Here is a 13,945-nt window from a genome sequence, read left to right on the forward strand (position 1 = left end):
GATCATTGATCCGCCATGCATACCTCACCCCTCGCTGGTGATGCGCGCGATGAGCGCGCCCAGCACATCCTCCGCAATTTCGTTGTCCACCTGGCAGGTCCCGGCATTCATATGCCCGCCGCCGCCATATTCCAGCATCAGCGCACCGATATTGGTCTTCGACGACCGGTTGACGATCGATTTGCCGGTCGCGAATACCGTGTTCTGATTCTTCAAGCCCCACAGCACGTGGATCGAGATATTCGTCTCCGGGAACAGCGCGTAGATCAGGAAGCGGTTGCCCGCATAGATCATCTCCTCATTGCGCAAGTCCAGCACCACCAGGTTCTTGTGGATGGTCGAGCAGCGGCGGATCTGGTCCTTGCACTTCTCCACATGATCGAAGTACAGGTCCATGCGCTCCTTCACATCGGGCAGCGCCATGATTTCATCGATCGAATGCGAGCGGCAGTAATCGATCAGGTCCATCATCAGGTTGTAGTTCGAGATGCGAAACTCGCGGAAGCGCCCCAAACCGGTGCGTGCATCCATCAGGAAGTTCAGCAAGTCCCAGCCCTTCGGATGCAGGATTTCGTCTTCGTTGAACTGCGCCGAATCGCCCTTATCGACGGCGCGCATCATGTCGTTCCAAGCCGCAGGGAAGGCCGTGCCGCCGCCGAAATAGTCGTACACAACACGTGCGGCGGAAGGCGCCTTGGGATCGAGCACGTGGTTCTGCCGGTCGCCGGTATTGCGCAGGGTTTCGGATGAATGGTGGTCGAAGGCGAGATGGGCGCCCGCGACATACGGCAGGTTGGTCGTGATGTCACGGCCCGAGATGGCGATCTTCCCGTCCTGCATATCCTTCGGGTGCACGAACAGAATGTCGTCGATCATATTGAGATGCTTGAGCAGCACCGCACAAACCAGACCGTCAAAATCGCTGCGGGTAACAAGGCGATACTTCTTTGCTTCGGCAGACATGGATGGCACCCCTTATCGACTGAGAAAGAAAGGCCATCATACATGGTTTTCAAAGCCTGTCGAGGCGGTCTGCGAATCCTGTCGCTTTGAATTGCTCAATGATGAAATCCACGAACACGCGGGTCTTGGCAGGCAAGCCTTTTTTGCTTGAATAATAGATCGACAGCGCGCCCACTTCCGCATGCCAGTCCGGCAGCAGGCGCACCAGCGCGCCGCTTTCCAGATAAGGCGCAGCGTGCGGTCCCGGCAGCAGCACCACGCCCAGGCCGAGGCAGGCCGCCTGCGCCATCGCTTCCGGATCGTCGAAGGTGGCGATGGCGCGAAACTCCGTGCTGGCCTCCTGCCCTGCCCTGTTGCGCAGCACGTAGCCGCGCAGGCGTCCCGTTTCGGCGGAACGCCGGGCGATGCCTTCCAGCGTCGCCAGGTCGGCCGGATGCTTCGGCATGGTCTTGCCCTTCATGTAGTCTGGCGCGGCGCACACCAGCACGCGCGGACGCCCCACTTCGCGCGCCACCACGCCGGGCGCCAGCTCGATGCCGCCGCCGATGGCCACGTCATAGCCTTCGCCGATCAGGTCCACGGTGCGGTTGTCGAAGCGCCAGTCCGGTATCACGCGCGGGTAGCGGCGGACGAACTCCGCCAGCAGCGGCACCAGGTAGATGCGGCCTACCGCGTGCRCCATGCCTACTTTCAGGATGCCGGCCGGCTCGGCGTCGCTCGACACGTCGGCGATCGCCCCCTGCAGCTCAGCCAGTGGGCCGCGCGCCTGCTGCAGCAAGCGTTCACCCGCTTCGGTCAGGGTCAGCCTGCGCGTGCTGCGCTGGAACAGGCGCACACCCAGCCGTGCTTCCAGCCGCGCCACGTTCTTGCTGACGGCGGCGGGTGTCAGGCCAAGACGCCGGGCTGCCTCGGAAAAACCGCCGCCCTCGGCGCTCTGCAGGAAGGATTCCAGGTAGTTCAACGGTTCCATTCGATACCTTTAGTTGAAAGTAATTGTCTCGATTACCGTCTAGTTTAAACGTAATTTCCCGACCATACTGCATCCATCAACTAACCCAACCCGGAAGGAAAACATCATGAGCACCAATCTCAAAGGCAAAGTAGCTTTCGTCACCGGCGGTTCCCGTGGTATCGGCGCCGCCACCGTGCGCCGCCTGGCAGCTGAAGGCGCGACCGTGGCCTTCACCTATCAAAGCTCGGGCGATGTGGCCGACAAGCTGGCAACCGAAATCATCGCCGCCGGCGGTCAGGCCATCGCGATCAAGGCCGATGCAGCCGATATCAACGCTGTGAACGCCGCCATCGACAACACCGCCAAGCTGTTCGGCGGCGTGGACATTCTGGTCAACAACGCGGGCGTGCTGCGCCTGGGCGATGTCAGCGAGTTCTCGATCGAAGACTTCGACCTGACCGTGAACGTGAATGTGCGTGCCGTGTTTGCCGCCACCAAGGCAGCCGTGGCCCACATGAAGGAAGGCGGCCGCGTGATCAATATCGGCAGCACCAACGCCGACCGCATGCCTTTCGCTGGCGGCGCTGTGTACGCAATGAGCAAGTCCGCGCTGAAAGGGCTGGTGCAAGGCCTGTCGCGTGACCTGGCGCCACGCGGCATCACCATCAACAATGTGCAGCCTGGTCCTGTGAACACCGATATGAACCCGGAAAACAGCGACTTCGCTACCGCGTTGCACGGCCTGATGGCGATCAAACGTCATGGTACGCCGGAAGAAATCGCGGGCCTGGTGGCTTACCTGGCCAGCCCGGAATCGGCTTACGTGACCGGCGCCAGCCTGAACATCGACGGCGGCTTCGCAGCCTAAGGTTCGATGACCGCATGCCGCAGCTGTTCGGCGTCCTGCAAGGGAGAGGCGCCGAATAGCCTGCGGTATTCGCGGCTGAACTGGGACGGGCTTTCGTAGCCCACTTTAAAGGCCACAGTGGCCGCTTCCACACCGCCCGCCATCAGCAGCTTGCGCGCTTCCAGCAAACGCACCTGCTTCTGGTACTGCAAAGGGCTCATCACCGTCATCGCCTTGAAGCGGCGATGCAGCACCGAAGTGCTCATGCGTACTGCTTTCGCCAGCGCTTCAATACTCAAAGGCTTGTCGAAATTCTGGCGAATCCACATGATCGCTTCGCCGATCGCCTTTTCCCTGCCGCCGCCGCGCACCGCCGTGTTGAGCGCCGCACCGCCGGGCGCCATCAGCAGATGGTAGAAGAGTTCCTGTTTCAGCAGGCGTGACAGGACCGGGATATCGCCCGGCCGGTCCAGCAGCTCCAGCAAACGCGCGAAGACATCCAGCAAGGCTTCGTCGGCGCTTTCGACGTAAGTAGCCGGCAGCTGCTGCGGTGGCGGCGCCTCGATCTGCATGTCGAGGATGAAGGCCGCGATTTCCTGCGGGTCGAAATCAACGCGCAGGCCGAAGTATGGATGCGCCGGCGTCGCGGCGGTCACCTGTCCCGCAACCGGCATGTCAACCGCGGTCAGGACGTAGTCGCCAGGGCCATACTTCACCACGTCCGCACCGATCAGCATCTGCTTGGCGCCTTGCAGCAGCAGGCACATGGAAGGCTGCAGCATGCCCCGCCCCGCCGGCGTGGGCGCGGGGATGCGGATCAGCGTCAGCCAGGGAATGGCGGTGACGATGTCGTAGCGTTCATGCGGCAGTCCGCCGAAGCGCGGCGCCACCGCCGCACGCAGCGCCTCCAGCAGCTCAGAGTGTCGTTTCATACCCCATCAAGGCCTTCGGTTCGAGATAGGCTTCCAGTCCAAAGACACCGAATTCCCGTCCCAGGCCCGATTGCCTGAAACCGCCGAACGGCGCCAGGGGTTCATCATACAGCCCATTGATGAACACGCGCCCGGCGATGATCTGCGCGGCCACGCGATTGGCGCGCGCCACGTCGCCCGAGAACACATACGCGTGCAGACCGTAGCTGGTGTCGTTCGCGATTTCGATGGCTTCTTCTTCCGTGCGGTAGCTGATAATGGACAGCACCGGTCCGAAGATTTCTTCACGCGCGATGGTCATATCGTTGCGCACATTGGCGAACACGGTCGGCTTCACGAAGTTGCCCGTTTCCAGTCCCTGCGGCTTGCCTTCGCCGCCGACCAGCAGTTCGGCGCCCTCTTCCAGACCTTTGCGGATATAGCTTTGCACGCGCTCCCATTGCTTGTGGCTGACCATGGGGCCGATGCGCGTCGCAGGGTCGCGTGGATCGCCCACCTGCAACCTGGCCATCTCCGCCGCAGCAAGACGCTTGGCTTCTTCCAGCCGCGACTCAGGCACCAGCAGACGCGTGCCGGCAAGGCAGGCCTGGCCGCTGTTGAAGGTAGCTGCGGCGATAGCGAAGGGCATGGCTTTCGCGAAGTCCGCGTCGTCCAGCAGCACGGTCGGGGATTTGCCGCCCAGCTCCAGCGTGACGCGCTTCATGGTGTCGATCGCGCCACGTGCGATGGCCTTGCCGACAGCGGTCGAGCCGGTAAAGGAAATCTTGGCCACATCCGGATGGCGCGTGATCTCGGCGCCGACCGTGTCGCCGCGGCCCGTCACGATATTGAACACGCCGGGCGGCAGGCCCGCCTTGTGCAGCAGGCGCGTGAGCGCATCCGTCTGCAGCGCGCTCATTTCGCTGGGCTTGATGACAGCCGTGCTGCCAGATGCAATGGCCATGGCCAGCTTGCCGCAGATGAAGCCGTAGTTGGCGTTCCATGGCGTGATCAGGCCAACCACGCCCAGCGGCACCATCTGCACGCGTGCGATGCCAGTCTGGCGCACGAAGTCATATTCGGCCAGCAGCTTCTTCGCATTGGCGAAACTCGCCGCAGCGCGGCGCGCAGTCCCGGTCGAAGTGGCAAGCGGTCCGCCGTATTCGGCCAGCATGATGTCGATCAGTTCCTGCTCGCCTTCGCGCACGACATCGTGCAGGCGCTGCAGCATGTCCATGCGTTCCTCGCGGGTGGTGCGGGAGAACGCAGGGTAAGCGGCTTTGGCAGCGGCAATCGCGCGCTGCGCATCCGTTTCATCGGCCAGGCGCACGCGGGTCAGCGGCTCGTTGGTCGACGGATTGGCAAATTCCATGAATTCCTCACCGTGTGGGCTGACGAATTCACCGTTGATGTAGATGTGGTCTAAGGTTTTCATGCGTCCATCTTAGGATCGCAGCCGCCTGGAGCGGTAGACCAAAACTAACTGAGGATTGCCTGATCCTGCCGATAGAGGTGTTCCAGCACTTCACTGGTGACGGCCGTGACGATGGCGCTGGCGGGGGCCAGATCCGGCTCCTCCAGGTCGCGCAGCTGGCGCCACAGGGCGCTTACTTCCTCGTCGCGCGCGGCGACGGCCTTTTCCACTTCCTCCTGCCAGAAGGCCGGAGCTTCGCTTTCCACGAAGTTGCCGCGGCCACGGCCGAAGTGGGCCACCGCCAGGTAGCGCAGCACGCTGGACACCAGCAAGGTACGCAGGAACTCATCCGACAGCGTAATGGTCGGCACCTTGCGGTCGGTGCCCACATTGAAGCCCCAGGCCGCACCGGAAAACGCCAATGCGCCAATCACGCCGCCCAGCAAAGCGCCCGTGCCCAATGTCAGACCGCCCGCCGCCAGATCGGCCGACAGCCCCGTCGCCGCGCCCGAAACGATGGCGCCGAGCAGCGCCGCCTGCGCCTTTTCCACCGGGGCCTTCACCACGAAATTCTTGCTGACGCGCGCATTGATCTTGGGCGCCTCGCTGGAATCGAGCTTGTGCAGCGCCAGCAGGTGCACCGTGGTCTGGCCAATGGCGATATTGAGGCGGCCGATCAGGGTATTCATTGCCCGCTCCTGCCGCTTGCGGTCCTCGCCTTTGCCGAAGCCGACGATCTTCAGGGCCGATGCGATCACGCCCTTCTCCGGCGTTTCCACCACCTGCCGATCGCGCACGGCATCCACCAGCTGCTGCGCCGTCACCGCCATCGAATGCCGGAAACGGCGCGCATTATTCTCTTCCCACAGCGAGAAGATGCGGCGGTAGCTTTCCTGTTTGGCGGGCGGCAGCAAGGCCGCAATGGCGTCGTAGAACACGCGCTCATGCACCCAGCAGCGGGCGAAGGCGTCCAGCGGCAGCACTTCGCGCACGACGTTAAATTGCAGCATGTGCTCTTTCCAGCGCAGCTGCTCCGCTTCTTCCTCGGCGGCGGGACGCGGTGGCCCCATCTGGTTCAGCAGCACCAGCACGGGTTTGCCGAGCCATTCGAGGATGCGCATTTCGGGCGGCAGATAGCCCGCGTCCTGCGGATTCTCGACCGAGTTCACCAGGTACAGCACCACGTCCGCGTTGTCGCGCGCAGCACGCAGGGCCTGCTGGCTGAGCCAGAACGGCCGGTCGCGGTAGCGGTCCAGCACTTCGCGCAGAAACCAGCCGATCGGATTGCCGGACATGGCCAGGCGCTTCATCAGGCGTACCGAGTCGCCGAAGCCAGGCGTGTCCCACAGCACCAGGCGGTCGCCTTGCTGTGTGCTCAGGAGGGTATGGGATTCGGCAAACACCGTGACGTGGGCGGCGTCGCGAACTTCGCCCACGTCGGCGCCAAGCAGGGTGCGCGCCAGGGTGGTCTTGCCGTTATTGGTATGGGAAATCAGTGCTAGCTGGATCGTGGCCGGCGCGCCGCTCATGCGCTCTCCCTTAATTTGTCGGGCGGCGCCAGCAGGTCAACGACGAAAGGCTGCGCGCCATGAAAGATGCAGAACTCCCGCCACAATTCTACCCTTTCCCGCAGACGCGCCGCGTCCAGCCGTACCAGCGCGGACTGGTCGAGCAATACAGTCGCGCCCTCGCCGCCTTCGGCCACCAGCGCATCGATGGCGGCGCCGTGATTTTCCTTCTCCGGGGTGGCGCCCATGCTGAACAGGAGCGCGGTCACGGTTGGCGCGCCACTGGAGCCCTGTTCATGCAGCGTGGCGGCAGCGTCCACGCCATAAGGTACGGGCGCCAGCAGACGCAGATGGGCGCGGTCACCCAGCTGCTCGACCGCCACCGACTCCAGACTCTTGCTGCGATTCTCATCGACGCTGAAGCTGTAAGGCACCACGCGCAGCACGCCCGCCTCGCCACCGGCAGCCTGACTCAGTTTGCGGAAGTAAGGCTGGTCCAGGTCGAGCGGGAAGCGGCGCTTCAGGCGCCAGGCGCGGAAGGCCGCAGGAATCGCCAGGGACACGCGCGGCACCACCACGTACAGAATCAGCGCGCCCGCATACAGATGCACCCAGCGCGCACCATTGTCGGYCAGGGTCTGCGCATTGGCGTCCAACCCGAATTGCAGGGTCGCGATTTCCGCCGCCGAAAAGCCTTGCAGATTAAAGAGCGCAATGACGGGGCCAAACAGCCATGACAGCGCGGTGTACACATCATGCGCATCGAGGAAGGTGCTTTCCCATCCGGCCGAATAGCGTGTCAGCACGCCGCGCGAGTACAGGGAAACGATGGCGCCCACGGCCAGCGCGGCAGCGCTCAGATGCAGGGCGCGCGCCACGCGGGCCGCGTTCAGGGACATGCTGATACGGGTCCATTGCCCGACGAATTCCAGCATGGCGGCGGACAGAGAATACGGCAGGCGGCGCGGAATGCCGCCCTTGCCCACGCTGACGCGGCGCACCCAGCGCGAACGGAACAGGCGTTCGCCGCGCTTCGGCAGCAGCGCCCACACCACGATCGCCACATAGACCAGCACATTCCACAGAATGATCAGCAGCAGCGGCAGCGACAGCAGGTCAACGTGCTCGGGATCGGCGATGCGGTCGGCGCCGACGCCGAGCAGGAAGCCGGCCAGCGGCAGGAACCAGCCCAGCACCCAGGCCGCCCCGCTGTGACGCTGTGCAAAAGTGCCGAAAGCAGGATGGCGGGCGCCGAGTCGTTTCAGAATCTGTTCAGCGCGCGCCTCCAGGAAGGATGGGAAAGTCGCGGCGGCTTTACGCTCGGACGCGTCCCAGTCCGCCAGCTCACGTGCGGTACGGGTGGCGTACTTGCGGTCGTCCTCAGTCAGGACCTCGCGCGCCTGGTCTGCCTCTTCGACGGCCTTGACAAGCAAAACCGCCCTTGCCGCTTGCTCTTTCATCCCGCACGCCTTTCTTCACAGTCATTTATTGACCAGTTTAGCAATAGAAATGGCGTCGGGGGAAGAAAATTAGCGTCCGCACAACGCCGCGTCGCTGGGGTTATTGGGATTGTAGATCCGATCCATCTGCACCACCTCGAAGTCGGACGGACGAATCGCGCGCAGCTTGTGCAAGTCATCGTTATCCCAGCGTGCGTCCGGCGCGCCCGAAATATAGAAGTTGGAACCGATGTCGGCCAGGATGATTCCGTAATTCTTCATCGCCGTCAGGATGGTACGGTTGGTTGCGGAATAGCCCGACAAATCCACGTCCGCCTTCAGGCGCAGGCGCATTCCCATAGGCGTGGGGCTGGCATCTGCGGTATTGGTGCCGTTGACCGCGTGGCGCGCAAGGCCGGTGAAGTTGGGGCTGACGCGGCTTTTCTGCAGCGTGAAACGGATAGGATGGGTGATCTTGCCGGATGCCGCTTCGTCGTAGCGCAGCAAGCCGGGGAAGATCGGCAAGCCCGCGGCATCGGCCGACGTCCAGCACAAAGGACGCAGGGCATTGCTGTCGAGGTCGAATTTCGCGCCCGACGAAGCGCCCCACACCGTACCGCCTGCCATCGTGCTAGCGTTGTAAAGTTCATACAGTTTGTGGTTTTTCGCGTCGACCGCAATCACGTGGCTGTCGCCTGCGCCGTTCTCTTCGATCGGTGCGGTGAGCGGGATCGGCATCGGACCGGGATCGCTTTCATCACCGTAGTTACCGTCGTAAGTGTTGGCGCGATACGTCACGTTCACCGGCTGCTGGTCGCACACCACCACGAAGGGGATGCCGATCGGCGCGCCGTTGTAGGTGCCGCTGCCGAAGTCCGCAAACAGGGGCGCGGCGGTCTGGTTCAGGAAGCTGATGATGCTGGCCGAGCGGCTGTCCAGCGCGGCCTTCGAGATATCGGTGCGCCAGGGGCTGTCGGCCGGGAAGATCTGGAGCGACGTCAGGTCGGCAGGATTGGCCGAACAGCCGGTGGACGGCGGCGGCGTGGTTGGCGGCGTGGACGGTGGCGTCGTCGGAGGGGCCGGGGGCGTGTTTGGCACGCTGGCCGTCCCATTGCTGCCGCCACCACCGCCGCAAGCGCTGAGCGCCAGCAGCACGCTCACCGCAAAAGTCATCTTTTTCATACTACCTCCAGTTATTTCCCTGCGGCACTATAACCGGATGTAGTCAAATAAGTTGCAACGAATTGCAATCGTGCGCTCAGGCGTCGCCGGTTGGCACGATCCCTTTGTTCTCGACCATGAGAATTACGGTCCGCTCCGGCGCACGCGGCCGGTGCGGCACGCCGCGCGGCACCACAAAGCCCTGCCCCGGCAGCAGCTCCACGGTACGGTCTTCCAGATCAATCAGGAAGCGGCCGCTGACCACGTAAAAGAATTCGTCGTCGTTGACGTGCTGGTGCCAGTGGTACTCGCCCTGCACCACGCCCAGCCGCACTACGGACTCGTTCACCGCGCACAGCGTCTGGTTGTACCACTCATGTTCGCAGGCCGCGACCAGCCCGGGTATATCGACCACCTCCAGCTGCGGGTAAAGAATATTGAGGTGGGTGTGATAACGGTCTTCCATCGTGCACTCCTTCGGTTGAGATGCGAAAGAGTGTAGGCGGCGCCCTAGGCTGCCGTATTGTCTGAATCCGGCATTATTTTGCGTCGGCACGCCGATAGACGCGGACGTAGTCCACCAGCATGCGCTGCGGGAACTCGGTGGTGGCGTCCGGATTGCCGGGCCAGTAGCCGCCGACCGCGAGGTTCAGCAGCACGAAGAAGGGATGCTCGAAGACCCACTCGCCCTTCACCAGATCCGGACGCGCGGTGTGGTACAGGATGCCGTCGCGATACCAGCGGATTTCCTTCGGCTCCCACTCCACCGCGTAGATGTGGAAGTCGTCAGCATAGGTGCCCGCCGCCAGCGCCGATGGTGCACCAAAGCCATGCTCGCCGGAATAGCCCGGCCCGTGCAGGGTGCCATGCACGAGGCCGGGCTCCTTGCCGATGTTTTCCATGATGTCGATCTCGCCGCCGCGCGGCCAGCCGGCTTTGGCGATGTCGGCGCCCAGCATCCAGAATGCAGGCCAGATGCCCTGCCCGCGCGGGATCTTGATGCGCGCTTCAAAACGGCCGTAGCGGCGCTCCATCAGGCCTGCCGTCTTGATGCGCGCCGAGGTATAGCCGCGATGCTCGTACTGCTCCTTGCGCGCTTCGATAATCAGGCGGCCATCGGCCACGCGCACGTTCTCGCGGCGCGGCGTGTAGAACTGCAGCTCATTATTGCCCCAGCCGCTGCCGCCCGTCTCTTCAACCCATTTATGGTGATCGAGTTCCGTGCCATCGAATTCGTCGCTCCAGTCCAGCACCCAGCCCGGCGCCCGCACATATTTCATGATGTTGAGGAAGGTGTCGGTCCAGTATTCGTCTTTGTGCTCGGAGAGGAAGCGCACCAGCTCCTCGTGGGCTTCCTTTGACACGGTAAGGTAATCGCCGCCGATGCCGTGGAAGGTCAGATTCAGCATGGTGCCGTGTGCGCCCGCTTCCTTTACCAGCGCGATCAGCTGCTGGCCGGTCAAGCCGACCGGCGCAAAGACCGGCACCGCGCCCGTATCCAGTTTTTCCATCGACGCCACAACGCCGCTGCCGCCGCCCGCCTTGATGGCGACAAAGGCATCGCGGATCGCCGGCAGATAAGGCTTGCCGCCCGCATCGAGATCGCCGCAGGGCGCCGTATAAGTGCGCTCGCTCTTGCCGTCGATGGCCGTCAGCATGGTATTGGCCAGCCGCACCTGATCGGCCATCTGCGCCACGCTGGTCGTCGCCAGGTCGCGATGCGCCTGCACCCAGGAATGATCGCCGCCGTTATACACGCATTGGTGGAACAGGCTGTGGTTGCCCAGCTCATGCCCGTGTTGGGCGGCCGCGCGCCACTCGCCCATGCGCAGCTGCACGGCGGGATTGGACAGTTGAAGATAGAAGCTGCCCTTCAGGCCATAGCGATCCAGCGTGGGAATCACGTTATCCAGCTGCGAATCCAGCGCATCGTCGTAAGCCAGGCTGACGGCGGCTTTCGCGTTGCCCGGCCAGCGAAAGGCTTGCGCTTCCGGCGCCAGCGACAACAGCATGGATGCGGCAAGCGCGATGGTAAACAGCTTCATTAAGACTCCTTAGACGTGGAAACGTTCCCAGATAGTCGGGAAAATATAGCATCGTAAAAATTTGAGTGTCAATCGAAGTCCGGGAGCACGGAGGTGTGCGCAAGCCGCAACGCCTTGCGCCATCTGGCCTCCTCCATGTTGCATTGCGTGTTGACTTTAAAAAATGAACGATGCTATATTTGCTTGGCAATGTGGAAAGGTTTCCAATTTCCACGATCCAGCGTCCCCAAACTGGCAAGTGTTGTAAGTCCCCGCCAGAAAGCCTCACGCAGTTCAGTATTTCATTGACAATTTTTTGCACTAACCCTAGTATCTTTTAAAACGAAGTGGAAACGTTTCCACGTGACCGGCAAAACACCCGCCGGCATAAAACCAAGGAGACCAAATGCACCAGCCCAAGGCGAAGCAGAAGCTAATGAGCCTGGCCGTCGCGACGGCATGTACAGCGTTCGTCGCACCGCTCCACGCGCAGGACGCGGCATCGGGACAAATCAGCTCGACCACCCAAACCGATATGCAGACCGTTGTAGTGAGCGGCCTGCGCGCCAGTCTCGGTACTTCCATGAACCTGAAGCGCAACGCGGACGGTATCGTTGACGGCATTGTGGCCGCCGACATCGGTAAATTCCCCGATACCAACCTGGCTGAATCGCTGCAGCGTATCAGCGGCGTTTCCATCGACCGCTCGATCGGCGAAGGCGCGAAAGTGACGGTGCGCGGTGTGGGTCCGGACTTCAACCTGGTGCTGCTGAACGGCCGCCAGATGCCGACCTCCAACCTGGGCGACCTGAATGGCCGCTCCTTCGACTTCGCCAACCTGGCTTCCGAAGCGATTTCGCAGATCCAGGTGTACAAGACCGGCCGCGCCGAAACGCCGACCGGCGGTATCGGCGCCACCATCAATATCATGACCGCGCGTCCGCTGGACCATCCGGGCATGGTGGCCAGCTTCGGCGCCAAGGGTGTGTACGACACCTCCAACAACAACCTGCCGGGCGATGTGAAGGCCAAGCATTCCTACACGCCTGAAGTCTCCGGTATCTATAGCAATACGTTTGCGGACAACACCTTCGGTATCTCGCTGAGCGCGAGCTACCAGGAGCGCAACCTGGGCTTCAACGTGGCGTCGGTGGGCAACGGCTGGCGCGGCCCGTTCAAGGGCGACGAGAACAACTGGGGCACCATTCCCCTGCCCGGCGCGGATGGCAGCAACCGCATCACCAATCGTCCGGGACCGAACGACATCTACAACGTTCCGCAAAACCTGAACTACGCCATGAGCGGCGTGCAGCGCCAGCGTACCAATGGCCAGTTGACCTTGCAGTACGCGCCGGCGAAATCGCTGACCACCACGCTGGACTACACCTATTCCGAGAACAAGATCCAGACCAAGCGTAACGACGTTTCGGCCTGGTTCAACTTCGGTCCATCCACCAGCACCTGGTCGAATGGTCCTGTGGCTGGCCCGCTGGTCTACACGGAACTGATCCCGGCCGGGAACAGCGACATCGCCATGGGCGGCGCCGACTTCGCGACCAAGACCCAGAACAAGTCGCTGGGCTTCAACGCGCTGTGGAAGCCGAATAACGATCTGCGCTTCGAGCTGGATACGCACCACTCCACCGCCGAATCGAAGGCCGACAGCCCATGGGGTTCGGACAACGTGCTGGGTACGGCAAGCTTCAGCCGCGGCGACACCTCGGCCGACTTCTCGAAAGACTTCCCGGTTCTGAGCATCAAGGGTGCTGACTTCGTTAACGCACCGCAGCAGGTGACCGGTTCGGCCTTCCGCAACGGCTATATGAAGGGCAAGATCGACCAGACCCAGGTCAAGGGCAGCTGGAAGGTGATGGAATCGTCCAACCTGAACTTCGGCATTGCGCACACCAAGGTGGACAACCGCTCCGCCTTCTCCACGCAGCAGCGCGATACCTGGGGCGGCGCCACCAAGCCTTCGGACTATCCAAGCAGCGTATGGCATGCGGACACCGTGCGCCAGTATTTCGACAAGATCGACGGCAGCAGCAATCCGAACCTGTTCAATACCTTCTACACCTTCAACTTCGCGCAAGTGCGTGATCTGGCGGCCAAGGCTTCCGGCCTGCCTGATCTCTACCTGCCGAAGACCACCTGGGATACCGACCGCCGCACCAAGGAAACGTCGAAGAGCGGCTATATCCAGCTGGGTACGGATTGGGAATTTGGCGTACCGATGCACACCAATATCGGCGTGCGCTACGAAACGACGGACGTCGTGTCGTCCGCACTGGTGCCGACTCCGGTCAGCATCACCATGGTTTCGGCCAACGAATTCCCTGTGCAGTTCGGCCCTGCTTCGTTCACGACGCTGAACGGTAAATACAGCAACTGGCTGCCAAGCATCGATTGGGATGCCGACCTGCGTCCGGACATCAAGGTTCGCGCCAGCTACGGCGAAACCATTGGCCGTCCGCGCTATGACCAGATCCAGGGCGGCAAGACGATCGACAATCTGGCGCGTATCAATGGCGGTACCGGCTCGCAGGGTAATCCGGCGCTGCTGCCAGTCAAGTCGAAGAACCTGGACTTCTCCGGCGAATGGTATTACGACAAGCAGAGCTTCGCGTCGCTGGGCCTGTTCTACAAGGACCTGAGCAACTACGCTGGCCAGTCGAAGTTCACCGACACCTCGCCAGGCCTGCATACGCCGGTGGGCGGCGCACTGT

11 protein-coding genes are annotated in these 13,945 nt (G+C 62.4%); 2 read left to right on the forward strand and 9 right to left on the reverse strand.

The genetic code is table 11. From position 1 onward, the window contains the following. Window positions 1-24: 24 nt before the first annotated feature. Together AB4Z11_RS06630 and AB4Z11_RS06635 are read right to left on the reverse strand one after the other, a co-directional pair. On the reverse strand, window positions 25-963 hold the full coding sequence (locus AB4Z11_RS06630; protein WP_442023647.1) for an exopolyphosphatase: 939 nt from the start codon (window positions 961-963) through the stop codon (window positions 25-27). Between the two features lie 49 nt (window positions 964-1,012). Continuing rightward, a complete protein-coding gene (locus AB4Z11_RS06635; RefSeq protein WP_442023648.1) occupies window positions 1,013-1,933 on the reverse strand; it encodes a LysR substrate-binding domain-containing protein in 921 nt (306 codons plus the stop codon). Between the two features lie 106 nt (window positions 1,934-2,039). Between AB4Z11_RS06635 and AB4Z11_RS06640 the strand changes: the two genes are divergently transcribed. Further along, window positions 2,040-2,783, forward strand: a complete 744-nt coding sequence (locus AB4Z11_RS06640; RefSeq protein ID WP_442023650.1) for an SDR family oxidoreductase — start codon at window positions 2,040-2,042, stop codon at window positions 2,781-2,783. Here the strand turns inward: AB4Z11_RS06640 and AB4Z11_RS06645 are convergent. The 7 genes from AB4Z11_RS06645 to AB4Z11_RS06675 all read right to left on the reverse strand — a co-directional run bounded on the left by AB4Z11_RS06645 (window position 2,780) and on the right by AB4Z11_RS06675 (window position 11,240). After that, entirely contained in the window at window positions 2,780-3,694 is a 915-nt protein-coding gene (locus AB4Z11_RS06645; protein WP_442023652.1) for an AraC family transcriptional regulator, read from the reverse strand. The genes AB4Z11_RS06640 and AB4Z11_RS06645 overlap by 4 nt on opposite strands. Next, window positions 3,678-5,108, reverse strand: a complete 1,431-nt coding sequence (locus AB4Z11_RS06650; RefSeq protein ID WP_442023654.1) for an aldehyde dehydrogenase family protein — start codon at window positions 5,106-5,108, stop codon at window positions 3,678-3,680. Before AB4Z11_RS06650 ends, AB4Z11_RS06645 begins: the two co-directional genes overlap by 17 nt. Before the next feature lie 44 nt (window positions 5,109-5,152). Continuing rightward, the gene (locus tag AB4Z11_RS06655) at window positions 5,153-6,616 is read right to left on the reverse strand and encodes a DUF3482 domain-containing protein (protein ID WP_442023656.1); all 1,464 of its coding nucleotides are present in this window, start codon (window positions 6,614-6,616) and stop codon (window positions 5,153-5,155) included. Further along, window positions 6,613-8,055: a DUF2868 domain-containing protein gene (locus tag AB4Z11_RS06660; RefSeq protein ID WP_442023658.1), complete on the reverse strand. Its 1,443-nt coding sequence runs from the start codon at window positions 8,053-8,055 to the stop codon at window positions 6,613-6,615. Before AB4Z11_RS06660 ends, AB4Z11_RS06655 begins: the two co-directional genes overlap by 4 nt. A 69-nt stretch (window positions 8,056-8,124) precedes the next feature. Then, entirely contained in the window at window positions 8,125-9,216 is a 1,092-nt protein-coding gene (locus AB4Z11_RS06665) for a hypothetical protein (RefSeq protein WP_442023660.1), read from the reverse strand. A 76-nt stretch (window positions 9,217-9,292) separates the two neighbouring features. Beyond that, a complete protein-coding gene (locus AB4Z11_RS06670) occupies window positions 9,293-9,661 on the reverse strand; it encodes a cupin domain-containing protein (protein WP_442023662.1) in 369 nt (122 codons plus the stop codon). A gap of 73 nt (window positions 9,662-9,734) precedes the next feature. Beyond that, entirely contained in the window at window positions 9,735-11,240 is a 1,506-nt protein-coding gene (locus AB4Z11_RS06675) for a family 16 glycosylhydrolase (protein ID WP_442023664.1), read from the reverse strand. Between the two features lie 385 nt (window positions 11,241-11,625). Between AB4Z11_RS06675 and AB4Z11_RS06680 the strand changes: the two genes are divergently transcribed. After that, on the forward strand, window positions 11,626-13,945 hold a 2,320-nt coding region (locus tag AB4Z11_RS06680; protein ID WP_442023666.1), incomplete at its 3' end, for a TonB-dependent receptor.

Source organism: Pseudoduganella sp. RAF53_2, from assembly GCF_052113985.1.
In the GTDB taxonomy this organism is placed as follows: Bacteria; Pseudomonadota; Gammaproteobacteria; order Burkholderiales; family Burkholderiaceae_D; genus Rugamonas.

Coding starts and splice junctions, on each gene's coding strand:
- AB4Z11_RS06630 (WP_442023647.1), bottom strand. CDS start 963: ATGTCTGCCGAAGCAAAGAAGTATCGCCTTGTTACCCGCAGCGATTTT.
- AB4Z11_RS06640 (WP_442023650.1), top strand. CDS start 2,040: ATGAGCACCAATCTCAAAGGCAAAGTAGCTTTCGTCACCGGCGGTTCC.
- AB4Z11_RS06645 (WP_442023652.1), bottom strand. CDS start 3,694: ATGAAACGACACTCTGAGCTGCTGGAGGCGCTGCGTGCGGCGGTGGCG.
- AB4Z11_RS06650 (WP_442023654.1), bottom strand. CDS start 5,108: ATGAAAACCTTAGACCACATCTACATCAACGGTGAATTCGTCAGCCCA.
- AB4Z11_RS06655 (WP_442023656.1), bottom strand. CDS start 6,616: ATGAGCGGCGCGCCGGCCACGATCCAGCTAGCACTGATTTCCCATACC.
- AB4Z11_RS06665 (WP_442023660.1), bottom strand. CDS start 9,216: ATGAAAAAGATGACTTTTGCGGTGAGCGTGCTGCTGGCGCTCAGCGCT.
- AB4Z11_RS06670 (WP_442023662.1), bottom strand. CDS start 9,661: ATGGAAGACCGTTATCACACCCACCTCAATATTCTTTACCCGCAGCTG.
- AB4Z11_RS06675 (WP_442023664.1), bottom strand. CDS start 11,240: ATGAAGCTGTTTACCATCGCGCTTGCCGCATCCATGCTGTTGTCGCTG.